The sequence below is a fragment of the Variovorax sp. E3 genome, assembly GCF_016082275.1.
Taxonomy (GTDB): Bacteria; Pseudomonadota; Gammaproteobacteria; order Burkholderiales; family Burkholderiaceae_C; genus Variovorax.
This window is the reverse complement of sequence record NZ_MOWM01000089.1, coordinates 1-19,549: the sequence shown is the minus strand read 5'-3', so window position 1 is coordinate 19,549 and position 19,549 is coordinate 1. Positions and strand designations below refer to the sequence as shown.

Genomic DNA, 19,549 nt, shown 5'->3' with positions numbered 1-19,549 from the left:
CGATGACCCCCTCCCTGCTCCAGAAAATCGCGCAGATCCGCAGCGACGCCCCGGCGACGCGGCGCGCGATTCTCGACCTGATCCTCGAAGACCCCGACCGCGTGCTCGAAGAAAGCTTCGAGCAACTGGCCGAGCGCTCGCGCAGCTCGGTGCCGACCATCATGCGCACCTGCCGCGACCTCGGCTTTGCCGGCCTGCGCGAGTTCAAGCTTGCGCTGGCGCAAGAGCTGGCGCTGGGCGGCTCGCCGCTGCACCGCCGCGTGAACATCGAGGACGCGGCCGACGAAGTGGTCGGCAAGATCGCGCGCAGCGCGGCGGCCTCGGTGTCGGGCGTGCGCGGGCAGCTCGACATGCAGGTGCTCGACGGCGCCGTGGCGGCCATCGCGGCCGCGCCGCACGTCGACCTGTACGGCGCGGGCGCGACCTCGTGGTTCATGGCCAACGACCTGCAGGCGCGGCTGTTCCGCCTGGGCCTGTCGGCCAATGCCTGGGCCGACTACCACCTGCAGCAGGTGGCCGGGGCGGCGCAGCGCCCGGGCGGCGTGGTGATCGCCATCTCGCACGTGGGCGGCATGCCCTCGCTGCTCGACGCGGTCGACATCGCGCGCGGGCAGGGCGCCAAGGTGGTCGCGCTCACGCGGCCGGGCACGGCGCTCGCGGCCAAGGCCGACTTTCTTTTGGGCCTGTCGGTGCCCGACGACGCGGTGATGCACGTGGGCATCGACGCCTACCTGACGCACCTCACGGCCATCGAGATATTGACGGTGCTCGTGGCGCAACGGCGCGGCGAGCCCGCGGTGCAGCGCCTGCAGCGCGCGCGCGATGCGTTCCAGCGGCACGGCATCGATGCGACCACGCATCCGCTGCAGAGCTGGGACGGCGGAGGAATCAAGCATGGTTGACGCATCGAAGAAAGCCACGCTGCTCGAAGGCGGCCTGGTGGTCGACGGCTCGGGCGGCCCTTCATGGCCCGGCGACGTGCTGCTGCAGGGCGACCGCATCGTGGCGCTCGGCGAAGGCCTGCGCGAGCGGCTGCCGCAAGGGCTGACGCTGGCCGACATCGACGTGGTCGACTGCCGCGCCAAGGTCATCGCCCCCGGCTTCATCGACGCGCACACGCACGACGACGCCATCGTGCTGCGCGACCCGCTGTGCCTGCCCAAGGTGTCGCAGGGCATCACCACCGTGGTCACGGGCAACTGCGGCATCTCGCTCGCGCCGTACCGCACGCCGCAGTCGCAGCCACCGCTCACGCTGCTGGGCGCCGATTCGTTCAAGCACGCGACCATGGCCGAGTACCGCGCGGCCGTCGACGCCACGCAACCCGCGCTCAATGTGGCCGCGCTCGTCGGCCACACCACCTTGCGCTTCGCGACCATGCAGGCGCTCGACCGTCCGGCCAGCGCCGACGAGCTGGCGCGCATGGAAGCGCTGCTCGACAGCTGCATGGCCGACGGCGCGCACGGCATGTCGTCGGGCCTGTTCTACGAAGAGGCCTTTGCGGCGCCGGCCGAGGAAGTCACCGCGCTGGCCCGCGTCGTGGCGCGCCACGGCGGCGTCTATGCCACGCACCTGCGCAGCGAGATGCAGCAGATCATCGAGGCGCTGCACGAGGCCGGCGACTCGGCCTTCAACGCCGGCGTGCCGCTCGTCATTTCGCACCACAAGTGCGCCGGCCCCGCCAACTGGGGCCGCACCAAGGAAACGCTGCCGCTGATCGAGTCGCTCGCGCAGCGCCAGAAGATCGCGATGGACGTGTACCCCTACGTGGCCGGCTCGACCGTGCTGCGCGAGGACCTGGTGGACGGCGTGATCGACGTGCTGCTCACCTGGTCCGACCCGCATCCCGAGATGACGGGCCGGCTCATCTCCGACATCGCGCGCGAGTGGGGCACCACCGAGCAGGAGGCCTGCCTGCGCCTGAAGCCCGGCGGCGCCTGCTACTTCCAGATGCAGGAAGAAGACGTGGAGCGCGTCATTGCGCACCCGCTCACCATGATCGGCAGCGACGGCCTGCCGCACGACCGGCATCCGCATCCGCGCCTGTGGGGCGCGTTCCCGCGCGTGTTCGCGCGCTACTGGCGCCAGCGCAAGCTGTTCACGCTCGAGCAGGCCGTGCACAAGATGACCGGAATGACCGCGCGCAACCTGCGCATTGCCGATCGCGGCCTGCTGCGTGCGGGCGCCATGGCCGACGTGGTGGTGTTCGACCCCGAGACCATCGCCGACACCGCCACCTACGACAAGCCGCACGGCGTGAGCCTGGGCGTGGAGCGCGTGTTCGTGAACGGCGTGCTGGCCTATCGCGGCGGCGAGCCCGAGGCGCGCGTGCTGGCGCGCGCCGGGCGCATGCTGACGCGCGGGAGCTGAACGCCCGCGCGTCGGCGTCTTTTAGGCAAACACCAGGCAGACCGGCGTCGGCACCTGTGCCACCTGCACCGGTTGGTCGAGCTTGCCGCTCGCGGGGTCGATGCGCAGGCGCAGGATGGTGTCGCCCTTCTGGCTGAGTGCGTAGAGGTGGCTGCCGTTGGGCGCGACGGCCAATGCACGCGGAAAGCGCAGGCCCTCGCTCCAGTGCTGCAGCGCTGTCAGCGTGCCGTTGGTCGCATCGATGCGGAAGGCCGCGACGCTGTCGGCCAGCGCGTGGTCCGACTTCAGCCGGCGGTTGCTCGCATAGAGGAACTGCCCCGAGGGATGCATCACCAGCGCCGCCGCGTTCTTCTGGCCGCTGAAGTCTTCCGGCACCGTCGAGATCCGCTGGCGCTGTTCCCCGAGCTTGCCGCTCGCCGTGTCGTAGGCGAAGCTGGTGACCGTGGCGTCGAGTTCGCCCACCACGTACACGAAGCGCTGCGACGGATGCAGTGCGAGGTGGCGCGGGCCGCTGCCGGGCGGCGCGGTCTTGCGCTGCGGCGACGCGAGCTTGCCGTCCGCGAGCGTGAAGACGTTGATGCGATCGCTGCCGAGGTCGGTCGCGAGCACGCGTTGCCCCGAGGCGTCGAACTGCACCATGTGCGGATGCGGTGATTCCTGTCGTTCAGCGTCGGGGCCGACACCGGTTTCCTTTTCGATGCCCGACACCTTGCCGAGCGTGCCGTCCGCGCCGATCGGCAGCACGTTGTACGCACCGCCGCCATACAGCGCGACCACGAGCGCGCGCCCGTCGGGCGACACGGCCAGGTGCGCGGGAATGACGCCGGACAGTGACAGCGGCTGGCGGTTGATCAGCGTCAGCCGGCCGGTGCGCTCGTCGATGCCATAGGCCTCGGCCGTGCCCGTGGGCATGCCCTGGTAGGTGTCGATCTCGTTGATCGCGAACAGGAAGCGCCGGCTGGGATGCACCGCAAGAAACGAAGGGTTCGCGCTTGCGACCGTTTGCACCTGCGTCCAGCCGCCGTCCTGGACGGCGAGCACGTAGATGCCCTTCGATGCGGGTCCGCCCGCCGTGCCGCCCGGGGCGTCGTGGGTGTAGGTGCCGACATAGGCAAAGCGCGGCGCCGGGGCACTGCTGGTGTTCGTGGCCGCCGCGTCCGGGGCCTGCGCATGGGCGGGCAGCCAAGGTGTCAAGGCACCGAGGGCGGAGCTGCCGCCGATCCATTGCATGACGGTGCGGCGTTCTTGATTGGTCATGGGATTCCTCTTGCTGTTGAACTTTGTGGCTGTGGGGCTTGCCGGGGGTGTTGTTTTTGGTGTGTGCGCAGGACACCGGGTGTCTCCCTCCGCGAATGTCCCCCGGGGCCTTCGCCCCTCCTCCTTTATTTCGCTGCGGGAGACACCCGATGCCCTGTGCACTTGGGCACGCGGCTGGTGCTCGCCGATCAACGACCGCTGCGCATAACGCTCGCGCTGATGGTGTGCTCTGCGCAGCGAAACAAAGGAGGAGGTGCGGTAGCCCGCAGGCCGGGGGACATTCGCGGAGCAGAGCACACCGTCGGCGTGAGCGCCCCCCGAATAGCAGCAAGACATCTCAAGCCCGAACAGACATCGCATGGTGAAAGATGTTGTTGGGGTCATACCGCCGCTTCACCTTCCGCAGCAAGTCGTAGAGCCCGCGATCGCCGTAGTACAGCTGCGGCCAGAACGGGTAGGCCAGCATGTCGTTGTCCGGGTAGTTGATGTAGCAGCCCTCGTAGCGCTCGCCGGGGTAGGGCGTTCCGGCGTAGCGCTGCGGCACATCGGGCGTGCCGTACACGTCGCGGTAGAAGTCGCTGATCCAGCGCAGGTGGCCCGCGTCGTCCTTGGCGTCGCGCCAGTAGGTCTGGTATTGCAGCTTCATGATCGACGCGCGCTGCGGCACCGCCGTGTCCTCGATGCGCTCGGCCTTGTTGATGGCGCCGCCATACGAGTCCACCTGCACCAGCGACTGGCTCAGGTCCACGCCCGGCATCACGCGCGTCAGGTGCGTGTAGATGCGCTGCGCCTCGCGCGCGCTGAAGTTCTGCTTCATGTAGGCCGACTTGTACTTGCCGCGCTGGTTGTCGCCCGAACCGTTGAGCGACTGCGTGGCCGTGAGCCAGTCGTAGCGCGTCACCGTGTGCGGCTTGGAGCACAGCAGCTGGCCCGCGTCGCGCTGCGGGTTCGGGCCCACGCCCGGCGCGCGACCCTTGGCCGGCACCGGCGCGCAGGCACTGAAGCGGTCGAGAAAATCGTTGAGCACCGTCAGGTCGTTGCAGGTGCCGTCGGGGTTGCAGAACTGCGTGAGCATCACGATCTGGCCCGACGAGCGGTGCGTGAGCTTGAGCAGCGAGAACATGCCCCAGGTGTCGGGCGACTTGCCGCGCGTGGCCCAGTAGTCGCCGTAGGTCGACAGCAGGGTGACGAAGCGCTCGGGCGTCATGCTGGCCCAGTCGAACGCGACCACCGCCAGCGCCACCTCGCGCGGCGCCTGCGGCAGGCTGTCGAACACATAGCTGGTGATGGCGCCGAAGTTGCCGCCGCCCGCGCCGCGGCAGGCGCGGAACAGCTCGGGCTCGCGGCGTGCGTCCACGGTGCGCGGCACCACCTGGCCGCGCGAATCCACCGTCAGGATGTCGACGGCCGACAGCCAGTCGACCGTCAGCCCCTGCAGGCGCGACAGCAGGCCGTAGCCGCCGCCGCAGATGTGCCCGCCCGCGCCGACCGAATAGCACGAGCCGCCGGGCAGCGTGACGTTGCTGCGCTTGTACAGGTCGAGGTACTGGTTCCAGTTCTGCGTGCCGGGGCCGACGCGGTAGCGCCCGTCGCCGTTGCCCGGGTTGGCCTGGTTCATCAGGCTCAGGTCGAGGATGGCGCCGTCGGGGTTGTTGGAAACGAAGTCTTCATAGCAGTGCCCACCGCTGCGCAAGGTGGGGCGCAGGCCCGCGTCGACGATGCGCTGCAGGGCCGCTGCCGCATCGCCGGCGTTGTCCACCAGCTCGATGCGCGACGCCGCGTCCGATTCCGTGGCGGGCCATCGCAGGTTGAAGCCCTTCTTGAGGGTGTTGTAGCGAGCATCCTGGCGTGTCACGGTGATGGTCATGGGCGCTTTCCGATGGGTGTCTTGCGGTGCTGGAAGTGGCAGGACGCAGGGGCCTGCCGCGATGAATTCATTCGTTCGCCAAACCGGCGGCTGTGAAAGATTTTTTCTTAACTACTGTTGATTAAAGTAAATAGCGAGCGTGATAGCGAATATTGGCCGAGATTCTTGCAATTGTTGAAATGTTTTTTCATCAGACAAACCCCAAGATCCGCCGCGACACGTTGCTGTCAGACGGCTTTCATCGCGCGGCGGTTTTCACGGATTCGTCACCTTAAGTTCACAGAATCGGGGCGCTTTCAGCCGCTCCGGGCCAAGGCTTGCCCCGGCGTGTTCAGCCCTTTTCTGTGGACTCTCATGACAAAAAATAAATGGACTCGTGCCCGCGTGGCGGGCCTGGCCGGCATCGCGGCCCTTTCGCTGGCCGCATGCGGCGGCGGTGGTGATGGAGGAGGCGGTAATTTCTTCCCGGTTGCCGGCAACGGCAACCCGAACACCCCGCCCGTGGCCCTGCAGCCGCTCGCGGGCGGCTCGCAGTACACGGGCACGGCCAGCTTCGGCGACACCGTGTCGATCACGCTCGACCAGCCCGCCGTGGGCAAGCTCACGCTGCGCTTCGTCGATTCGCGCTTCGGCCTTGCCGGCTCGGTGAGCGCCAGCTATGCCACCCAGCCCGACGGTTCGCTGCTGGCCAGCAACTTCGCGGCCGTGGCCGGCACCGGCGTGCCCGACGCGCTGGTCGCCGCGCTGCCCAAGCTCGGCATGCGCTTCCAGCTCGACGGCAGTCTGCTCAGCGGCTCGCTGGCGCAAGTGCCCAACCTCAAGGCGGCCGACGGCTCGCTGCTGCAGGGCGAGATCGCCGCGTCCAACCAGGGCGTGGCCGACGTGACGCGCCTGGCCGGCGTGTACAACTACATCAAGCTCACGACCGCCTACAACGCCAAGGGCGCGTCGCAGGGCGCGCCGGCTTCGGAGTTCGGGCAGTTCAACATCAAGGCCGACGGCACCGTGCGCGCGTGCATGGGCCAGGCCTATGCCGACAGCTGCGCGGGCGGCCGCACCGGCCTGCTCGCGGCCGAGGCCGACCAGAAGACCTACCCCGGCGCGATGGCGCTGACCCTGGACGGCCAACGCATCGGCCGCGTGATGGTCAACGCGCAGTCGGGCGCGGCCACGTTGCTGGCCGACGAGTTCGCCACCACCGCCGCCGACGGCAGCTTCCGCACCGGCACCTGGGTGCTGCAGAGCGCGACCACCGCGCTGGCCGCCACCGCGCTCGACGGCGAATGGCTGTGCAGCCAGCCCGAGCTCGACGCTGCCACCGGCGCGCTCACCGGCCGCACGCAGCGCAACTTCGTGTCGGTCGACGCGAACCTGCTGCAGACCGACACCATCGACACCGACGTCAAGCTCAGCGCCAATGCCGGCATCGGCGGCGCGGCGACCACGACCGCCAACGGGCTGAACGGCCTTGTCGCGGGGCAGTGGAGCGACACGCAGAAGGCAGGTCGTGTGCTGCTGCCGGTGGGCAAGCAGACGGCTTACTACATCGGCACTGGTGCGAGCACGGGCGGGGCCGCGGGCACGAACATCTCGGGGGTGTGCCGTGTGTTGCCGGTGCAGCCGGTGATCGACACGTACGCAGCAGCGGTGGTTAACTCCCCCATGGCGATCCGCGTCGGCGATGCCCATCCGACGCAACCGGCGATTGGCTACGACCAGGTCTATTACAAGCAGGCGCGCTATCGCAATGTCACCATTGCGAAGGAGTGGAAGAAGGAGTTCGGTGACTTCTGCGAGGCTGCGGGCCTGAGCGACGTCGACAACAACACGGTCAACGCGAACAGCTTGTTGACGAATCCCGCCACCTTCACCTGCACTGGCAATGTCAATGCTCTCGACACCTCCGCCATGAAGTCGGCCGTGGTCGGCCCGCGCGGCGTGCTGTACCTCACGGACGGTCACCACACCCTCACCAGCTTCTGGGAAGCGCCGAACGGCGGCGGTGCCGACGTCAAGGTGCCCGTGTTGATGAAGGGCAACTTCATGACCCAGAACAACGCGACCTTCTGGCGCGGCATGCGGACGAACAAGATGGTGTGGCTCAAGCTGCCCGACGGCCGCGCGATCACGCCCGCGGAGTTGCCGCAGCAACTGGGCCTGAGCAACGGCTTGCAGGATGATCCGTACCGCGCGCTGATCTACTTCACCCGCGACGTCGGCTACAAGCAACCCAAGGACAGCACGGAGTTCCTGGAGTTCTACTGGTCCGAATGGCTGCAGGCCGCGCCGCAGAATTTCAAGATCTCGGACTACACACTGACCGATGCGACGAGCTACCTGAATGCCATCAAGGCTGCGTCCAACCTGATGGTTGCAACGCCCGACGCCACGCTCATCGGTTCGTCCGGCAAGACCGCGTTCCAGATGGGCAAGCTCGCGGCCTTCAGCACGAAGGACTTCAATGCGCTGAACGTGCCCGCGAACGACCCCAGCAAGCCCGGCAAGCTGGCCTACGCGCTGAACTACCGCGCTTCGTTGCCAGCCAAGTAACCCACGCTTCGCCGTTCGCGGCGTGACACGCGACGCCGGGCTCTTGCCCGGCCGTTTTTCATGGGGCCGCTAGGATGCGGGTCCAATCCCGAGACCCCTCAGTTCATGCACCCCGCCGCACGCCATCTCGTCTTCCACGGCGCCATCGTCCTGCTGTTCGGCCTGCTGCTGGGCGCGCCGTATGCAAAGGCGATCAAGCGGGATGCCGCCGCCCACATCGTCAATTCATGGCGCGTCGCGCACCTGAGCCTGCCCATCGGCGCGACGCTGATGCTCGCGACGGCGGCCGTGCTGTCGTCGCTCGCGGTCCCGGCGTGGGCGATGTGGCTCATCGCCGTCGCGCTGATCGTGTCGGCCTACGGCTTCTGCGTGTCGACGCCGCTGGCCGCCATCTCGGGGCAGCGCGGGTTGTCGTCGGGCGGCTCGGGGTTGGGCCAGCTCGTGTACCTCGGCAACATGGTCGGCGCGGTGGCGTCGATCGTTGCAGCGGTGGCCTTGCTGGTCGCGGCATTCGTCTCGCTCTGAACGGCGCATGTCCAAAGAAGAAGTCCCCGTCGTTCAACTCGTCGGTCCTGGTGGGGCCGGCAAGACGACTGTCGGGCTTGCGCTTGCGAGCCAACTCGACTGGGCGTTCGTGGACCTCGACCGCGAGTTCATGGTGCGCGAAGGCGATATCGCGGGCTGCATGGCGGCCCACGGCTATGCCGGCTACGCAAGGCGCAATCTCGCCGTCCATGCCGAAGTACGGGGTGCCTTCACGGTGCCGACTGTCTACGCGCTGTCGTCCGGCTTCATGACGTACCTGGCCGACATGGATACGCACTACACGCGGATTCGCGGCGAAGTGGCGCAAGGCGCGCTGACCGTGTTGCTGCTCCCGTCCTTCGAGCTGGAGCCTTGCGTCGAAGCCATCGTCAAGCGACAGTTGTCCCGGCCCTACCTACCCGGCAACATGGCGAGCGAGGAAGCGCGCATACGCCAGCGCTTCCCGTTGTTCATGGCCCTGCAGTGCGCGCGCTTCCTCAACGACGGCACCCCGGAAAATGCGGCGCTGCAAATAGCCGGCTTCGTGCGCGAACACCTGGAGGAGACGACCCGATGAATTCCCGAAGAACCCTCGTTCTGGCCGGCGGCGCCACGCTGCTGGGCGCCGCAACGTTCGGCACCGCCACCGCCGCGCATGCCGACTGGAAGCCCGCCAGTCCGGAAGACCAGCGCATGTCCGGCGAAGCGCTCGACAAGGTGCTGACCGACGCAGGCTCCACCGCGCCCGCGCTGCGCGCCATCGTCGTCGTGCGCAACGGCATGCTCGTCGGCGAGCGCTACTACGCGGGAGCCACCGCCAACGACCTGCTGGCCATCAACTCGGTGACCAAGAGCGTCTGCTCGATGCTGGTCGGCCAGGCGTTGCAACAGGGCAAGCTCCGGAGCCTTTCGCAGACCGTGGCCGAGCTGCTGCCCGAGGCCACGGGCAAGGTGCCCGACGCGCCGGCCGCCAAGGTCACGTTGCGTCAGATCCTCACCGGCACCACGGGCCTGGCCTACGACTGGCGCACGCAGTTCGAGCCGCTGTTCTCTGCCCCCGACCCCGTCGCCTACGTGCTGGGCCTGAAGGACGACGGCACCGCGCCCGGCACCTGGTCGTACAACGACGCGGCGGTGTCGCTGCTCACGCCGATCCTCGAGCGCGCGCACGGGATGCCGCTGGCCGAGGTCGCGAAGCGCGACCTGTTCGCGCCGCTGGGCATCGAGCGCTTCACGGGGCGCAACGACAAGTCCGGCCACGCGACGGCCTACATGGGCCTGAACCTGCGCACGCGCGATCTCGCGAAGCTGGCGTGGACCATGGCCGACGGCGGCCGTTGGGAAGGCGTGCAGGTGGTGCCCGCCGACTGGGCCGCCGACAGCACGCGCCGCCACGGCCCGGCGCAATGGCGCAACCCGCCGGTCACCGACACGGGCTACGGCTACCTCTGGTTCACGGGCACGCTCGACGGCCGCGAGGTCGCCTGGGGCTGGGGCTATGGCGGGCAGTTCGCGCTGTTCGTGCCGTCGCTGCGGCTGGTGGTGGCCACCGCCGCCACATCGCCCGCGCCGCAGGCCGTGTCCGCGCAGACCGCCACCGTGGCGCGGGTGGTGCAGCAGGTCGCCGCGCTGGCGGCCGCGTCCGCCTAAGCCTGGAACATCCGCGAGAAGTCGCAGCACTCCTGCGCCAGCATCACGATCGAAGAGGTGAGGGCGCTGCGGTGCTCGCCCTTGTGCATGGCCACGTAGTGCACCAGCGGCAACGCGGGCGTCACGTCGATCACCGCGAGCATGCCCGCGGCCACCAGCGGCTCCAGGCACTGGCGCGGCAGGTAGCTCACGCCCAGGCCCGACACGGTGAGCCCGGTCAGCGCCACCAGGTTGCTCACCACGATCACGTCGGCCGGCTGCACGCCTTGCTCCTTCATCCACGTGTCGTAGGCGCGGCCGGTGCCCGAGCTGTTGCCCTGCACCAGCATGCGCTGGCGCGCCAGCTCGTGCAGCCGCACGGTGCCGGTGGCGGGCACCACGCCGGGCTTGCACATCCACACGCTCTTGACCTTGCCGATGACCTTGTGCGGCATGCGCGAGTCGGCAAAGGTGTCGGGCACGATGACCAGGTCGAGCTCGTCGGCGCGCAGCTTGTCGCGCAGCTTCAGGCTGTCGTCCACGTCGGGCTCCAGGATCACCTTCGGGTAGTGCTGGCGGATCAGCCCCACCAGCCGCGGCAGCCACGTCATGGCGGTGAGCTCGGTCACGCCGATGCGGATGCGGCGCTCCACCACGCCAGGCTTACCGAACTGCTCGATGGCCGCGTCGCGCTGCGCCAGCAGCTTCTGCGCGAGCACGTACATCTCCTCGCCCTTCTCGGTGAGGCGCGCGGTGCGCTGGCTGCGGTCGAACAGTTCGGTGTCGAACAGCAGCTCCAGCTCGTGCACCCGCTTGGAAATGGCCGACTGCGAGGCGTGCAGCTGGTTGGCAGCCTGCGCGAAGCCGCCCAGCCTGGCGATCCAGTACAGGGCTTCGAGTTGCTTGAAGGTCATCACGGTGCGCGGCTCCCGTAAATGGGGCGGAAAAGGGGCAAAGGGTGGATGAATAAAGCACTTTTATTCATGCGATTCCATCACAAAAAATCGCTTTTAGAAATTCATCGCGAGGCAGAAGATTCGCCCAAGCCAACGTCATCGACTCTTCAAGGAACCACCATGGACTTCAGGAAACTGCCCCTCGCTCGTGCGCTTGCCCTCGGCCTTGCCCTCGCTTTCGCCGGCGGCGCCGCCAGCGCGCAGGACGGCGGCACGCTGCAGAAGATCAAGGACAGCGGCACGATCCAGATCGGCGCGCGCGACAGCCAGATCCCGTTCTCCTACAAGCTCAGCGCCGACAGCGCGCCCATCGGCTTCACGAACGACATCTGCCTGAAGATCGTCGACGCGGTCAAGGCCAAGCTCGGCCTGGCCAAGCTCGAGGTGCGCTACACCATGCTCAACTCGACCAACCGCATTCCGCTGCTGCAGAACGGCACGGTCGACCTCGACTGCGCGACCACCACCAACACCACGCAGCGCCAGGCGCAGGTCGACTTCGCGCCCAGCCACTTCGTGACCAACATCACCGCGGCCGTGAAGAAGGCCTCGGGCATCAACTCGCTGGCCGACCTCAACGGCAAGAACGTGGCTACCGTCTCGGGCAGCACCTCGATCCAGCTGCTGCGCGGCGCGCGCAAGAACGGCACCATCGAAGTCAACGAGATCGCGGGCAAGGACACCTCCGACGGCTTCCTGCTGCTGTCCACCGGCCGCGCCGACGCCTACGTGCTGGACGACGTGCAACTGGCCGGCATGGTCGCCAGCGCCACCAACCCGGGCGAATACAAGCTGCTGAAGGAGTCGCTGCGCCAGGAGCCCTACGGCATCATGCTGCGCAAGGACGACCCGCAGTTCAAGGCGCTGGTCGACGAGACCGTCACCGGCCTCATGAAGTCGGGCGCCATCGAGCAGCTCTACACCAAGTGGTTCATGTCGCCGATTCCGCCGAAGAACGCGAACCTGAACTTCCCGATGTCGGACGCGGTGCGCGAGATCTACAAGAACCCCAACAACAAGGGCGTCTGAGCCATGAGTTCCCAGCTTCCGAACCTCGAGCGCGGCCTGGCTTTTTCCGATGCGCTGATGCGCGAGGTGAAGGCGCGCTTCCTGCAGGTCGACCATGACCACAACGGCCGCGAGCGCCTGTACTTCGACAACGCCGGCGGCTCGTTCCGGCTGAAGGCGGCGGTCGAGCGCTTCACGCAGGTCGACGCCATTCCCGACAACGCCGAGCGCATCCACGCCACCGCCGTCGAGCTGCAGGACATCCAGGCCAAGGGCAGCGACGACCTGCGCACCGTGCTCAACGCCACGGGCGGCAGCGTGTACGCGTCGCTCACCGCCTCGGGGGCCATGTTCGACATGGTGCGCGCGGTGGCCGAGAACGTGCCGGGCACGAACATGGTCACGACCGTGCTGGAGCACCCCTCGGCCTTCGACGCGATGAGCCTCTACGCCCAGCGACTGGGCCGCGAGCTGCGCGTGGCCAAAAGCAACCCCGTCACTGGCGGCATCGACGTGGACGAGATCGTGCGGCTGGTCGACAAGGACACCTGCCTGCTCAACGTGATCTACGCGTCGAACATCTCGGGCGCCAAGCTCGACATGGAGGCCATCGTGCGCCGCGCGCGCGAGATCAAGCCCGACCTGTACATCCTGGTCGACGCCGTGCAGCACGCGCCGCACGGCCTCATCGACTTGCACAAGACGCCGGTGGACGGCATCAACCTGGCGCCCTACAAGTTCTTCGGCTGCCGGGGCTCGGGGCTCACCTGGGTGTCCGAGCGCGCGGCGGTGCTGCCGCACCACAAGCTGGCCGGCAAGAAGCCCGGCTACTGGGACCTGGGCAGCGCGGCGACGTGGCAGTTCGCGGTGTTCACCGAAATCGTCGACTACGTGTGCTGGCTCGGCGGCCACTTCACGGACGCCACCGACCGCCGAGGTTTGTTCGTCGCGGGCATCACCCACATCGAGCTGCACGAGCGCGCGCTGCTGGCGCTGCTGCTCGACGGCAATGCCAACGCCACCGGCATGCGCGAGATGCGCGGCGTGGAAGTGTTCCTCGACCACGAAGACCTGACCAAGCGCGACCTGATCCTGGGCATCGGCTTCGAGCGCATCGACTGCACGCAGGCGGTGGTCGAATACGCCAGGCGCGGCGTGACGGTGTACGAGCGCGTGGCCACCAGCATCTACTCGAGGCGCATGCTCGAATCCTTCGGGCTCGCGGGCACCGTGCGGGTGTCGCCGCTGCACTGCAATTCGGTCGCCGACGTGGAAAAGTTCCTGCACATCACCGCGCAGATCGCCGCTGACACCTGACTGTCATATTCAGTCATATTGCATCGGTAGGATGTTTCTCGACCCCCGCTCACAGGGGGCGAGGAGCATGAGATTTGGAAATTCGCAAGCTGATCGCGCCGGTCCTGGCCGCGGTCCTGCTGGCCGCCGTGGCGGGCGGCGTCTGGTACTCGAACACCCGCCTGCACGATGACTCGGCCACCGCCGCCGCGGCGCGCATCGAGCAAGACAAACAGGTCACGCTGCGCGGGCTGATCGGTTCCGAAAAAGAAACCTTCTTTGCCGATCCGCGCGTGCAGAAGGCCCTGGCCGCGCAGGGCATCACCGTGGTGGTCGAGAAGGCCGGCTCGCGCGCCATTGCCAGCCGCGACGACGCGAGCAAGTTCGACTTCGGCTTTCCCTCGGGCGCGCCCGCGGCGGCGCAGCTCAAGACGCTGGCCAAGGCGCCCAACGTCTTCAACCCGTTCTACACGCCCATCGTGCTGGCCAGCTGGCGGCCGATCGCCGACATTCTCGTGGCCAACGGCATCGCCTCGAAGCAGGGCGACTTCTACTACGTGGTCGACCTGCCGGGCCTGATGGCCATGATCGAGAAGGGCACGCGCTGGAAGGAGCTCAAGGCCAGCAGCGCGTTCTCCACCAGCAAGTCGATGCTGATCAACTCGACCGACGTGCGCACCTCCAACTCGGCGGCCATGTACCTGGCGCTGGCGAGCTACCTGGCCAACAGCCAGCAAATCGTGCAGAGCCAGGACGACGTGAACCGCGTCATGCCCGTGGTGGCGCCGCTCTTCCTGCGGCAGGGCTTCCAGGAGCAGTCCTCGGCCGGCCCGTTCGAAGACTACCTGGCGTTGGGCATGGGCAAGGCGCCGCTGCTGGTGGCCTACGAGTCGCAGATGGTCGAGTTCTGGCTCAAGAACCCCGAGCGCCTGAAGAGCGACATGGTGCTGATGTACCCCAAGCCCACCGTCTTCTCCAAGCATGTGCTGGTGCCCTACACGCCGGCCGGCGCACGCCTGGGCGCCGCGCTGGAAAACGACCCGGCCCTGCGCGAGCTCGCGCACGAATACGGCTACCGCACCGGCGGCGACGCCAAGGGCCCCGAGACCTGGGCCGCGCGCGGCGTGAAGGTGCCCGAGGTGCTGGTCGACGTGATCGACCCACCCAGCTTCGAGTGGCTCGAACGAATGACCGTGGGCATCGAAGCCCGCTTCAAGTGAATCAACGAACAAATACACGAACGAACCGAGGATCGACCATGAACGCGCCAGTCACCACCGCCACCGCAACCCCTTCCGCGCCCATCGACCTGCAGCCGCCGCAGGCCTTCACGCTCGAGCCGCCCGCGCCCGTCGCGCCCGTGCCGGTCGAGTCGGCCAGCGGCAAGGTGCGCCTGAAAGCGGAAGACGTCGCCGAGCTCGACGCGCAGGTGGCGCGCTTCATCGAGGACATCACCGCGCACGACAGCCAGCACCCGCAGTTCAAGGAAGCGGTCGAGCGCATCCACTCGATGGGCAGCAAGGACATCGAAGCCTCGGCGTCGGTGTCCAACCGCATGCTCGACCGCCCCGTGGGCTCGCTGCGCAACGGCCTGTTCGACAAGGGCGCGCAAATCGGCCAGTCGCTGGTCGACCTGCGCCGCCAGGTGGAAGACCTCGACCCTTCCAAGCAGGGCGACCTGTTCTCGGCGCGCAAGCTGCTGGGCATCATTCCGCTGGGCAACAAGCTGCTGGCGTACTTCGACCGCTACCAGTCGTCGCAGTCGCACCTGAACGCCATCATCGAATCGCTCAAGCGCGGCAAGGACGAGCTGCTGCGCGACAACACCGCCATCGAGCAGGAGAAGGTCAACCTGTGGACGCTGATGGAGCGGCTCGAAAAATACGTGCACATCGGCAAGGCGCTCGACAGCCAGCTCGACGCCAAGGCGCGCGCGCTCGAGGCCACCGACCCCGAAAAGGCCCGCGTGATCCGCGAGGAGATGCTGTTCTATTCGCGCCAGAAGGTCACCGACCTGCTCACGCAACTGGCGGTGAACATCCAGGGCTACCTGGCGCTGGACATGATCCGCAAGAACAACCTCGAACTCATGAAGGGCGTGGACCGCGCCACCACCACCACCGTGGCCGCATTGCGCACGGCGGTGATCGTGGCGCAGGCGCTGTCGAACCAGAAGCTGGTGCTCGACCAGATCAGCGCGCTCAACGCCACCACGGGCAACCTCATCGCCAACACCAGCGAGATGCTGCGCGACCAGAGCAGCGCCATCCACCAGCAGGCGGCCTCCAGCACCATCGAGATCGCCAAGCTGCAGCAGGCCTTCGCCAACATCTACCAGACCATGGACACCATCGCCGACTTCAAGAGCCGGGCGCTCGACTCCATGCAGACCACGGTCGACACGCTGACCAACGAAGTCGCCAAGAGCCGCACCTACCTGGACCGCGTGCGCCGCCAGGAAACCAACGAAGCGCTGCAGCCGCGCGGCGAGGTCGCGCTGTGAGCCTGTGGTCGCGCCGGCTGGCGCTGGCGTTCGTCGCGGCCCTGTCGCTGGGGCTGGCGGCTTGCGGCAAGGATGAGTCGCAGGGTGCTTCGGGCAGCGCGGCGCCCGTGGCCGACACCGCCGCCTTCACCATCCTCGCGGGCTCGGAGCTGAAAGACCTCGAAGGGCCCATCGTCGACGCCGCCAGGGCGGCCGGGGTGGACGTGAAGCTGTCTTACGCGGGCACGCTCGACATCGTCGAGCGCATCAACGCGGGCGAGCGCTTCGACGCGATCCTGCCGCCCAACGGCGCCTACCCCGCGCTCGCGCTGCAGACCAAGCCGCTGGCGCGCGACAAGCTCTTCTACTCGCGCATCGCGCTGGGCGTGAAGAACGCCAAGGCCGCGCAGTTGGGCTGGAACAGGAAGCCGCCCGGCTGGGCCGAAATCGCCAAGGCCGCGGGCGCGGGCCAGTTGCGCTACGGCATGACCAACGCCACCAGCTCCAACACCGGCATGAGCGCGCTGTTTGCCGTGGCCTCCGCGCTGGCCGGCAAGACCGAAGACCTGAGCGCGCAGGACGTGGACGAGAAAACGCTCAAGGCCTTTCTCGCGGGCCAGAAGCTCACCGCCGGCAGCTCGGGCTGGCTGGCCGACGCCTATGTGAAAGACCCGTCCGCCATCGACGCGATGGTCAACTACGAGGCGGTGATCCTGCGCGCCAACGAGAAGCTGCCCAAGGCCGACCAGCTCGCGCTGTTCTACCCGCGCGACGGCATGATCTCGGCCGACTACCCGCTGATGCTGCTCAACGCCGGCAAGCGCGAGGCCTACACGCAGCTGGTGGCCACGCTCAAGGCCGCGCCGTTCCAGCGCGATGCGTTGTCGGCCGCGTTCCTGCGCCCCGCCAACCCCGAGGTGCCCGCGGTGGCCGCCTTGCCCACCGCCGCCGTGGCCGAGCTGGGTTTTCCCAACCGGCTGGACGTGATCGACGCGGTGCTCGGCACTTACCAGTCGCAATGGCGCAAGCCGCCACCTCGATCTTCGTGCTCGACCTCAGCGGCTCGATGCAGGGCAAGCGCCTGGAGGCGATGCGCGAGGCGCTCAAGCTGCTGTCGGGCGCCGACGCGGCCAGCACCGCCGCCGCCACCGCCAGCACGCGCTACAGCGCCTTCCAGAGCCGCGAGCGCGTGGTGCTCATCACCTTCGCCACGCAGGTGCAGGCGCCGGTGTGGGTGCGCTTCGACGCCGACCAGATCGACACCGCGCGCACCGAGCTGCGGCGCCTGGCCGACGGCATGAAGGCCGACGGCGGCACCGCCATTTATTCGGCGCTGGCCGCCGCCGAAGACCTCGCGCGCCAGGAGCAGCAGCGCGAGCCCGACCGCTTCGTGAGCATCGTGCTGCTGACCGACGGCGAGAACAACTCGGGCCTGCGGCTGGGCGAGTTCCGCGACCGCTACGCGGCCGGCGGGCTGCCCGCGCGCATCTTCCCGATCCTGTTCGGCGAAGGCAACGCGGACGAGATGCAGCAGATCGCGCAGCTCTCGGGGGGGCGCGAGTTCGACGGGCGCAAGCTGCGGCTGGCGCAGGTGTTCAAGGAAATCCGGGGCTACCAGTGATGCCCGAGCGGTCGCTGAAGCTGCGCGCGCTGCTGTTTCTCTACGGCAACGGCAACATCCTCGGCTGCGCGCTGGCGCTGCTGGGGCCGGTGCTGCTGTTCGCGAACGTGATCGACCGGGGCTGGCTGCTCATCACGGCCGCGCTGTACGTGGCCGGCTGGCTCATGGGCCGCAAGGCGCCCGAGCTGGAGCGCCGCATCGAGGACAGCCTGAGCGTGGAGCAGACGCTGGAGCGGCTGGACCGCGTGGTGGCCCAGGCGCAGCCGCACCTCACCGAAGACATGCGCAAGAGCCTGGACAACGTGCGCGGCTCGGTGGGCGAGGTGCTGCCCCGGCTGGTGGGCGCGGGCTCGCACGGCGACGACCTGTTCACCGTGCGCGAGACCGTGCTGCGCTACCTGCCCGAAACGCTCGCCAACTACGTCGCGCTGCCGCCGGCCTTTCGCGTCACGCATGCGGTGAAGGACGGCAAGACCGCGCGCCAGCTGCTGGGCGAACAGCTCGGGCTGCTCGACGGCAAGCTGCGCGAGATCGTGGCCAACGTGGCGTCGAGCGACGCCGCCGCGCTGGTGGCCAACGGGCAGTTCCTCGAGAAGAAATTCCGCCAGCCGGATTTTCTCGCGGCTTGAATGCGCAGGCCGCGCCGCCTGCTCAGAACGGGTAGTGGCGCGGCGTGGTCTGCATCGTGATCCAGCGCAGCTCCGTGAAGGCTTCCACGCCGGCCCGGCCGCCGAAGCGCCCGTAGCCCGAAGACTTCACGCCGCCGAACGGCATCTGCGCTTCGTCGTGCACCGTGGGGCCGTTGACGTGGCAGATGCCGGCCTCGATGCGCTGCGCCACGTTCCAGGCGCGCGCCACGTCGCGGCCGAACACGGCGGACGACAGGCCGAACTCGTTGTCGTTGGCGGTTGCCAGGGCCTCTTCCACGCCGCTGACGCGCACCACGGCCTTCACCGGGCCGAAGGATTCCTCGCGGTAGATCTCCATGGCCGGCGTCACGTGGTCGAGCACCGTGGCGGGCATCAGCGTGTTCTGTGCCTTGCCGCCGCACACCAGCCTGGCGCCCTTGGCCAGCGCGTCGTCGATCAGCGCGTTGCAGCGCTTCACCGTGCTCATGTCGACCACGGAGCCAAGCACCACGGGGCCTTCGCGCGGGTCGCCCAGGGGCAAGGCCTGCGCGCGCGCCGCGAACTTGGCGACGAATTCGTCGGCCACGGCGTTGTCGACCACGATGCGCTCGGTCGACATGCAGATCTGCCCCGAGTTGGCGAAGGAACCGAAGATGGCCGCGTTCACCGCCGCGTCGACGTCGGCGTCGTCCAGCACCACGAACGGCGCCTTGCCGCCGAGCTCCAGCACGGCCGGCTTGATGTACCTGGCGCAGGTCTGCGCGATGAGCCGGCCCACGCGCGTGGAGCCCGTGAAGTTGACGCGGCGCACCGCGTGGTGCGCCACCATGGCCTCGACCACCGCGCCGGCGTCGGCGGGCGCGTTGGTCACGAAGTTGACGACCCCCTTCGGCAGCCCCGCCTCGATCAGCGATTCGATGATGAGCGCGTGCGTCTCGGGGCACAGCTCCGAGCCTTTGAGCACCACGGTGTTGCCGCAGGCCAGCGGCGTGGCGATGGCGCGCGTGGCCAGGATCACCGGCGCGTTCCACGGCGCGATGCCCAGCACCACGCCGGCCGCCTGCCGCACACCCATGGCCAGGCTGCCGGGCACGTCGGACGGAATCACCTCGCCCGCGATCTGCGTGGTGAGCGATGCGGCCTCGGTCAGGATGCCGGCCGCGAGATGCACGTTGAAGCCCGCCCACAGTGCCGAGGCGCCGGTCTCGCGCGCCATGGCTTGAATGAACGCGTCGGCGCGCGCTTCGAGCGCATGCGCGGCCTTCAGCAGCAGCGCCCGGCGTTCGTTGGGGCCGGTTTGCGACCAGCCCGCGAAGGCGCGGTGCGCGGCCTCGACCGCGGCGACGGCGTCGGCCGGCG

General features: G+C 68.3%; 16 protein-coding genes and 1 pseudogene. 13 read left to right on the top strand and 4 right to left on the bottom strand.

Annotated elements, in window-relative coordinates:
- Positions 1 to 2 precede the first annotated feature (2 nt).
- Positions 3 to 902: a MurR/RpiR family transcriptional regulator gene (locus tag BMG07_RS25610; protein WP_198086897.1), complete on the top strand. Its 900-nt coding sequence runs from the start codon at positions 3 to 5 to the stop codon at positions 900 to 902.
- Positions 895 to 2,370, top strand: a complete 1,476-nt coding sequence (locus BMG07_RS25605; RefSeq protein ID WP_198086896.1) for an amidohydrolase family protein — start codon at positions 895 to 897, stop codon at positions 2,368 to 2,370. Before BMG07_RS25610 ends, BMG07_RS25605 begins: the two co-directional genes overlap by 8 nt.
- 21 nt (positions 2,371 to 2,391) lie before the next feature.
- Here BMG07_RS25605 and BMG07_RS25600 read toward each other — a convergent pair whose 3' ends face one another.
- Complete coding sequence (locus BMG07_RS25600) at positions 2,392 to 3,627, bottom strand: beta-propeller fold lactonase family protein (protein ID WP_198086895.1); 1,236 nt, start codon at positions 3,625 to 3,627, stop codon at positions 2,392 to 2,394.
- A 337-nt stretch (positions 3,628 to 3,964) separates the two neighbouring features.
- Positions 3,965 to 5,494: an FAD-binding oxidoreductase gene (locus BMG07_RS25595; RefSeq protein WP_198086894.1), complete on the bottom strand. Its 1,530-nt coding sequence runs from the start codon at positions 5,492 to 5,494 to the stop codon at positions 3,965 to 3,967.
- A gap of 354 nt (positions 5,495 to 5,848) precedes the next feature.
- On the opposite strand from BMG07_RS25595, the gene BMG07_RS25590 reads away from it, so the two are divergent.
- From BMG07_RS25590 to BMG07_RS25575, 4 genes are all read left to right on the top strand, one after another.
- Positions 5,849 to 8,044: a ParB/Srx family N-terminal domain-containing protein gene (locus BMG07_RS25590; protein WP_198086893.1), complete on the top strand. Its 2,196-nt coding sequence runs from the start codon at positions 5,849 to 5,851 to the stop codon at positions 8,042 to 8,044.
- Positions 8,045 to 8,149: 105 nt separating this feature from the next.
- Entirely contained in the window at positions 8,150 to 8,569 is a 420-nt protein-coding gene (locus tag BMG07_RS25585; RefSeq protein WP_198086892.1) for a hypothetical protein, read from the top strand.
- A gap of 7 nt (positions 8,570 to 8,576) precedes the next feature.
- Positions 8,577 to 9,146, top strand: a complete 570-nt coding sequence (locus tag BMG07_RS25580) for a shikimate kinase (RefSeq protein ID WP_198086891.1) — start codon at positions 8,577 to 8,579, stop codon at positions 9,144 to 9,146.
- Positions 9,143 to 10,219, top strand: coding sequence for a serine hydrolase (locus BMG07_RS25575; protein WP_198086890.1), 1,077 nt, complete (start codon positions 9,143 to 9,145; stop codon positions 10,217 to 10,219). Before BMG07_RS25580 ends, BMG07_RS25575 begins: the two co-directional genes overlap by 4 nt.
- Here the strand turns inward: BMG07_RS25575 and BMG07_RS25570 are convergent.
- Positions 10,216 to 11,112, bottom strand: coding sequence for a LysR family transcriptional regulator (locus tag BMG07_RS25570; RefSeq protein ID WP_198086889.1), 897 nt, complete (start codon positions 11,110 to 11,112; stop codon positions 10,216 to 10,218). The genes BMG07_RS25575 and BMG07_RS25570 overlap by 4 nt on opposite strands.
- A 162-nt stretch (positions 11,113 to 11,274) precedes the next feature.
- Here BMG07_RS25570 and BMG07_RS25565 point away from each other — a divergent pair, with 162 nt between their 5' ends.
- From BMG07_RS25565 to BMG07_RS25540, 7 genes and pseudogenes are all read left to right on the top strand, one after another.
- Entirely contained in the window at positions 11,275 to 12,183 is a 909-nt protein-coding gene (locus tag BMG07_RS25565; protein WP_198086888.1) for an amino acid ABC transporter substrate-binding protein, read from the top strand.
- Positions 12,184 to 12,186: 3 nt separating this feature from the next.
- Positions 12,187 to 13,479: an aminotransferase class V-fold PLP-dependent enzyme gene (locus BMG07_RS25560; RefSeq protein ID WP_198086887.1), complete on the top strand. Its 1,293-nt coding sequence runs from the start codon at positions 12,187 to 12,189 to the stop codon at positions 13,477 to 13,479.
- A 74-nt stretch (positions 13,480 to 13,553) separates the two neighbouring features.
- Positions 13,554 to 14,678: a hypothetical protein gene (locus BMG07_RS25555; protein ID WP_198086886.1), complete on the top strand. Its 1,125-nt coding sequence runs from the start codon at positions 13,554 to 13,556 to the stop codon at positions 14,676 to 14,678.
- Positions 14,679 to 14,716: 38 nt separating this feature from the next.
- Positions 14,717 to 15,961: a toxic anion resistance protein gene (locus BMG07_RS25550; protein WP_198086885.1), complete on the top strand. Its 1,245-nt coding sequence runs from the start codon at positions 14,717 to 14,719 to the stop codon at positions 15,959 to 15,961.
- Positions 15,958 to 16,743, top strand: a pseudogene (locus tag BMG07_RS42765) (substrate-binding domain-containing protein); the annotation flags it as partial. The gene BMG07_RS25550 and the pseudogene BMG07_RS42765, both read left to right, overlap by 4 nt.
- A 215-nt stretch (positions 16,744 to 16,958) precedes the next feature.
- Positions 16,959 to 17,561 (top strand): vWA domain-containing protein, encoded by a 603-nt coding sequence (locus BMG07_RS42760; protein WP_307867067.1) that lies wholly within the window; start codon positions 16,959 to 16,961, stop codon positions 17,559 to 17,561.
- Positions 17,561 to 18,190: a hypothetical protein gene (locus BMG07_RS25540; RefSeq protein ID WP_198086884.1), complete on the top strand. Its 630-nt coding sequence runs from the start codon at positions 17,561 to 17,563 to the stop codon at positions 18,188 to 18,190. Before BMG07_RS42760 ends, BMG07_RS25540 begins: the two co-directional genes overlap by 1 nt.
- Before the next feature lie 22 nt (positions 18,191 to 18,212).
- Here the strand turns inward: BMG07_RS25540 and BMG07_RS25535 are convergent.
- Positions 18,213 to 19,549 (bottom strand): aldehyde dehydrogenase (locus tag BMG07_RS25535; RefSeq protein ID WP_198086883.1); only part of this gene is annotated, 1,337 nt, incomplete at its 5' end.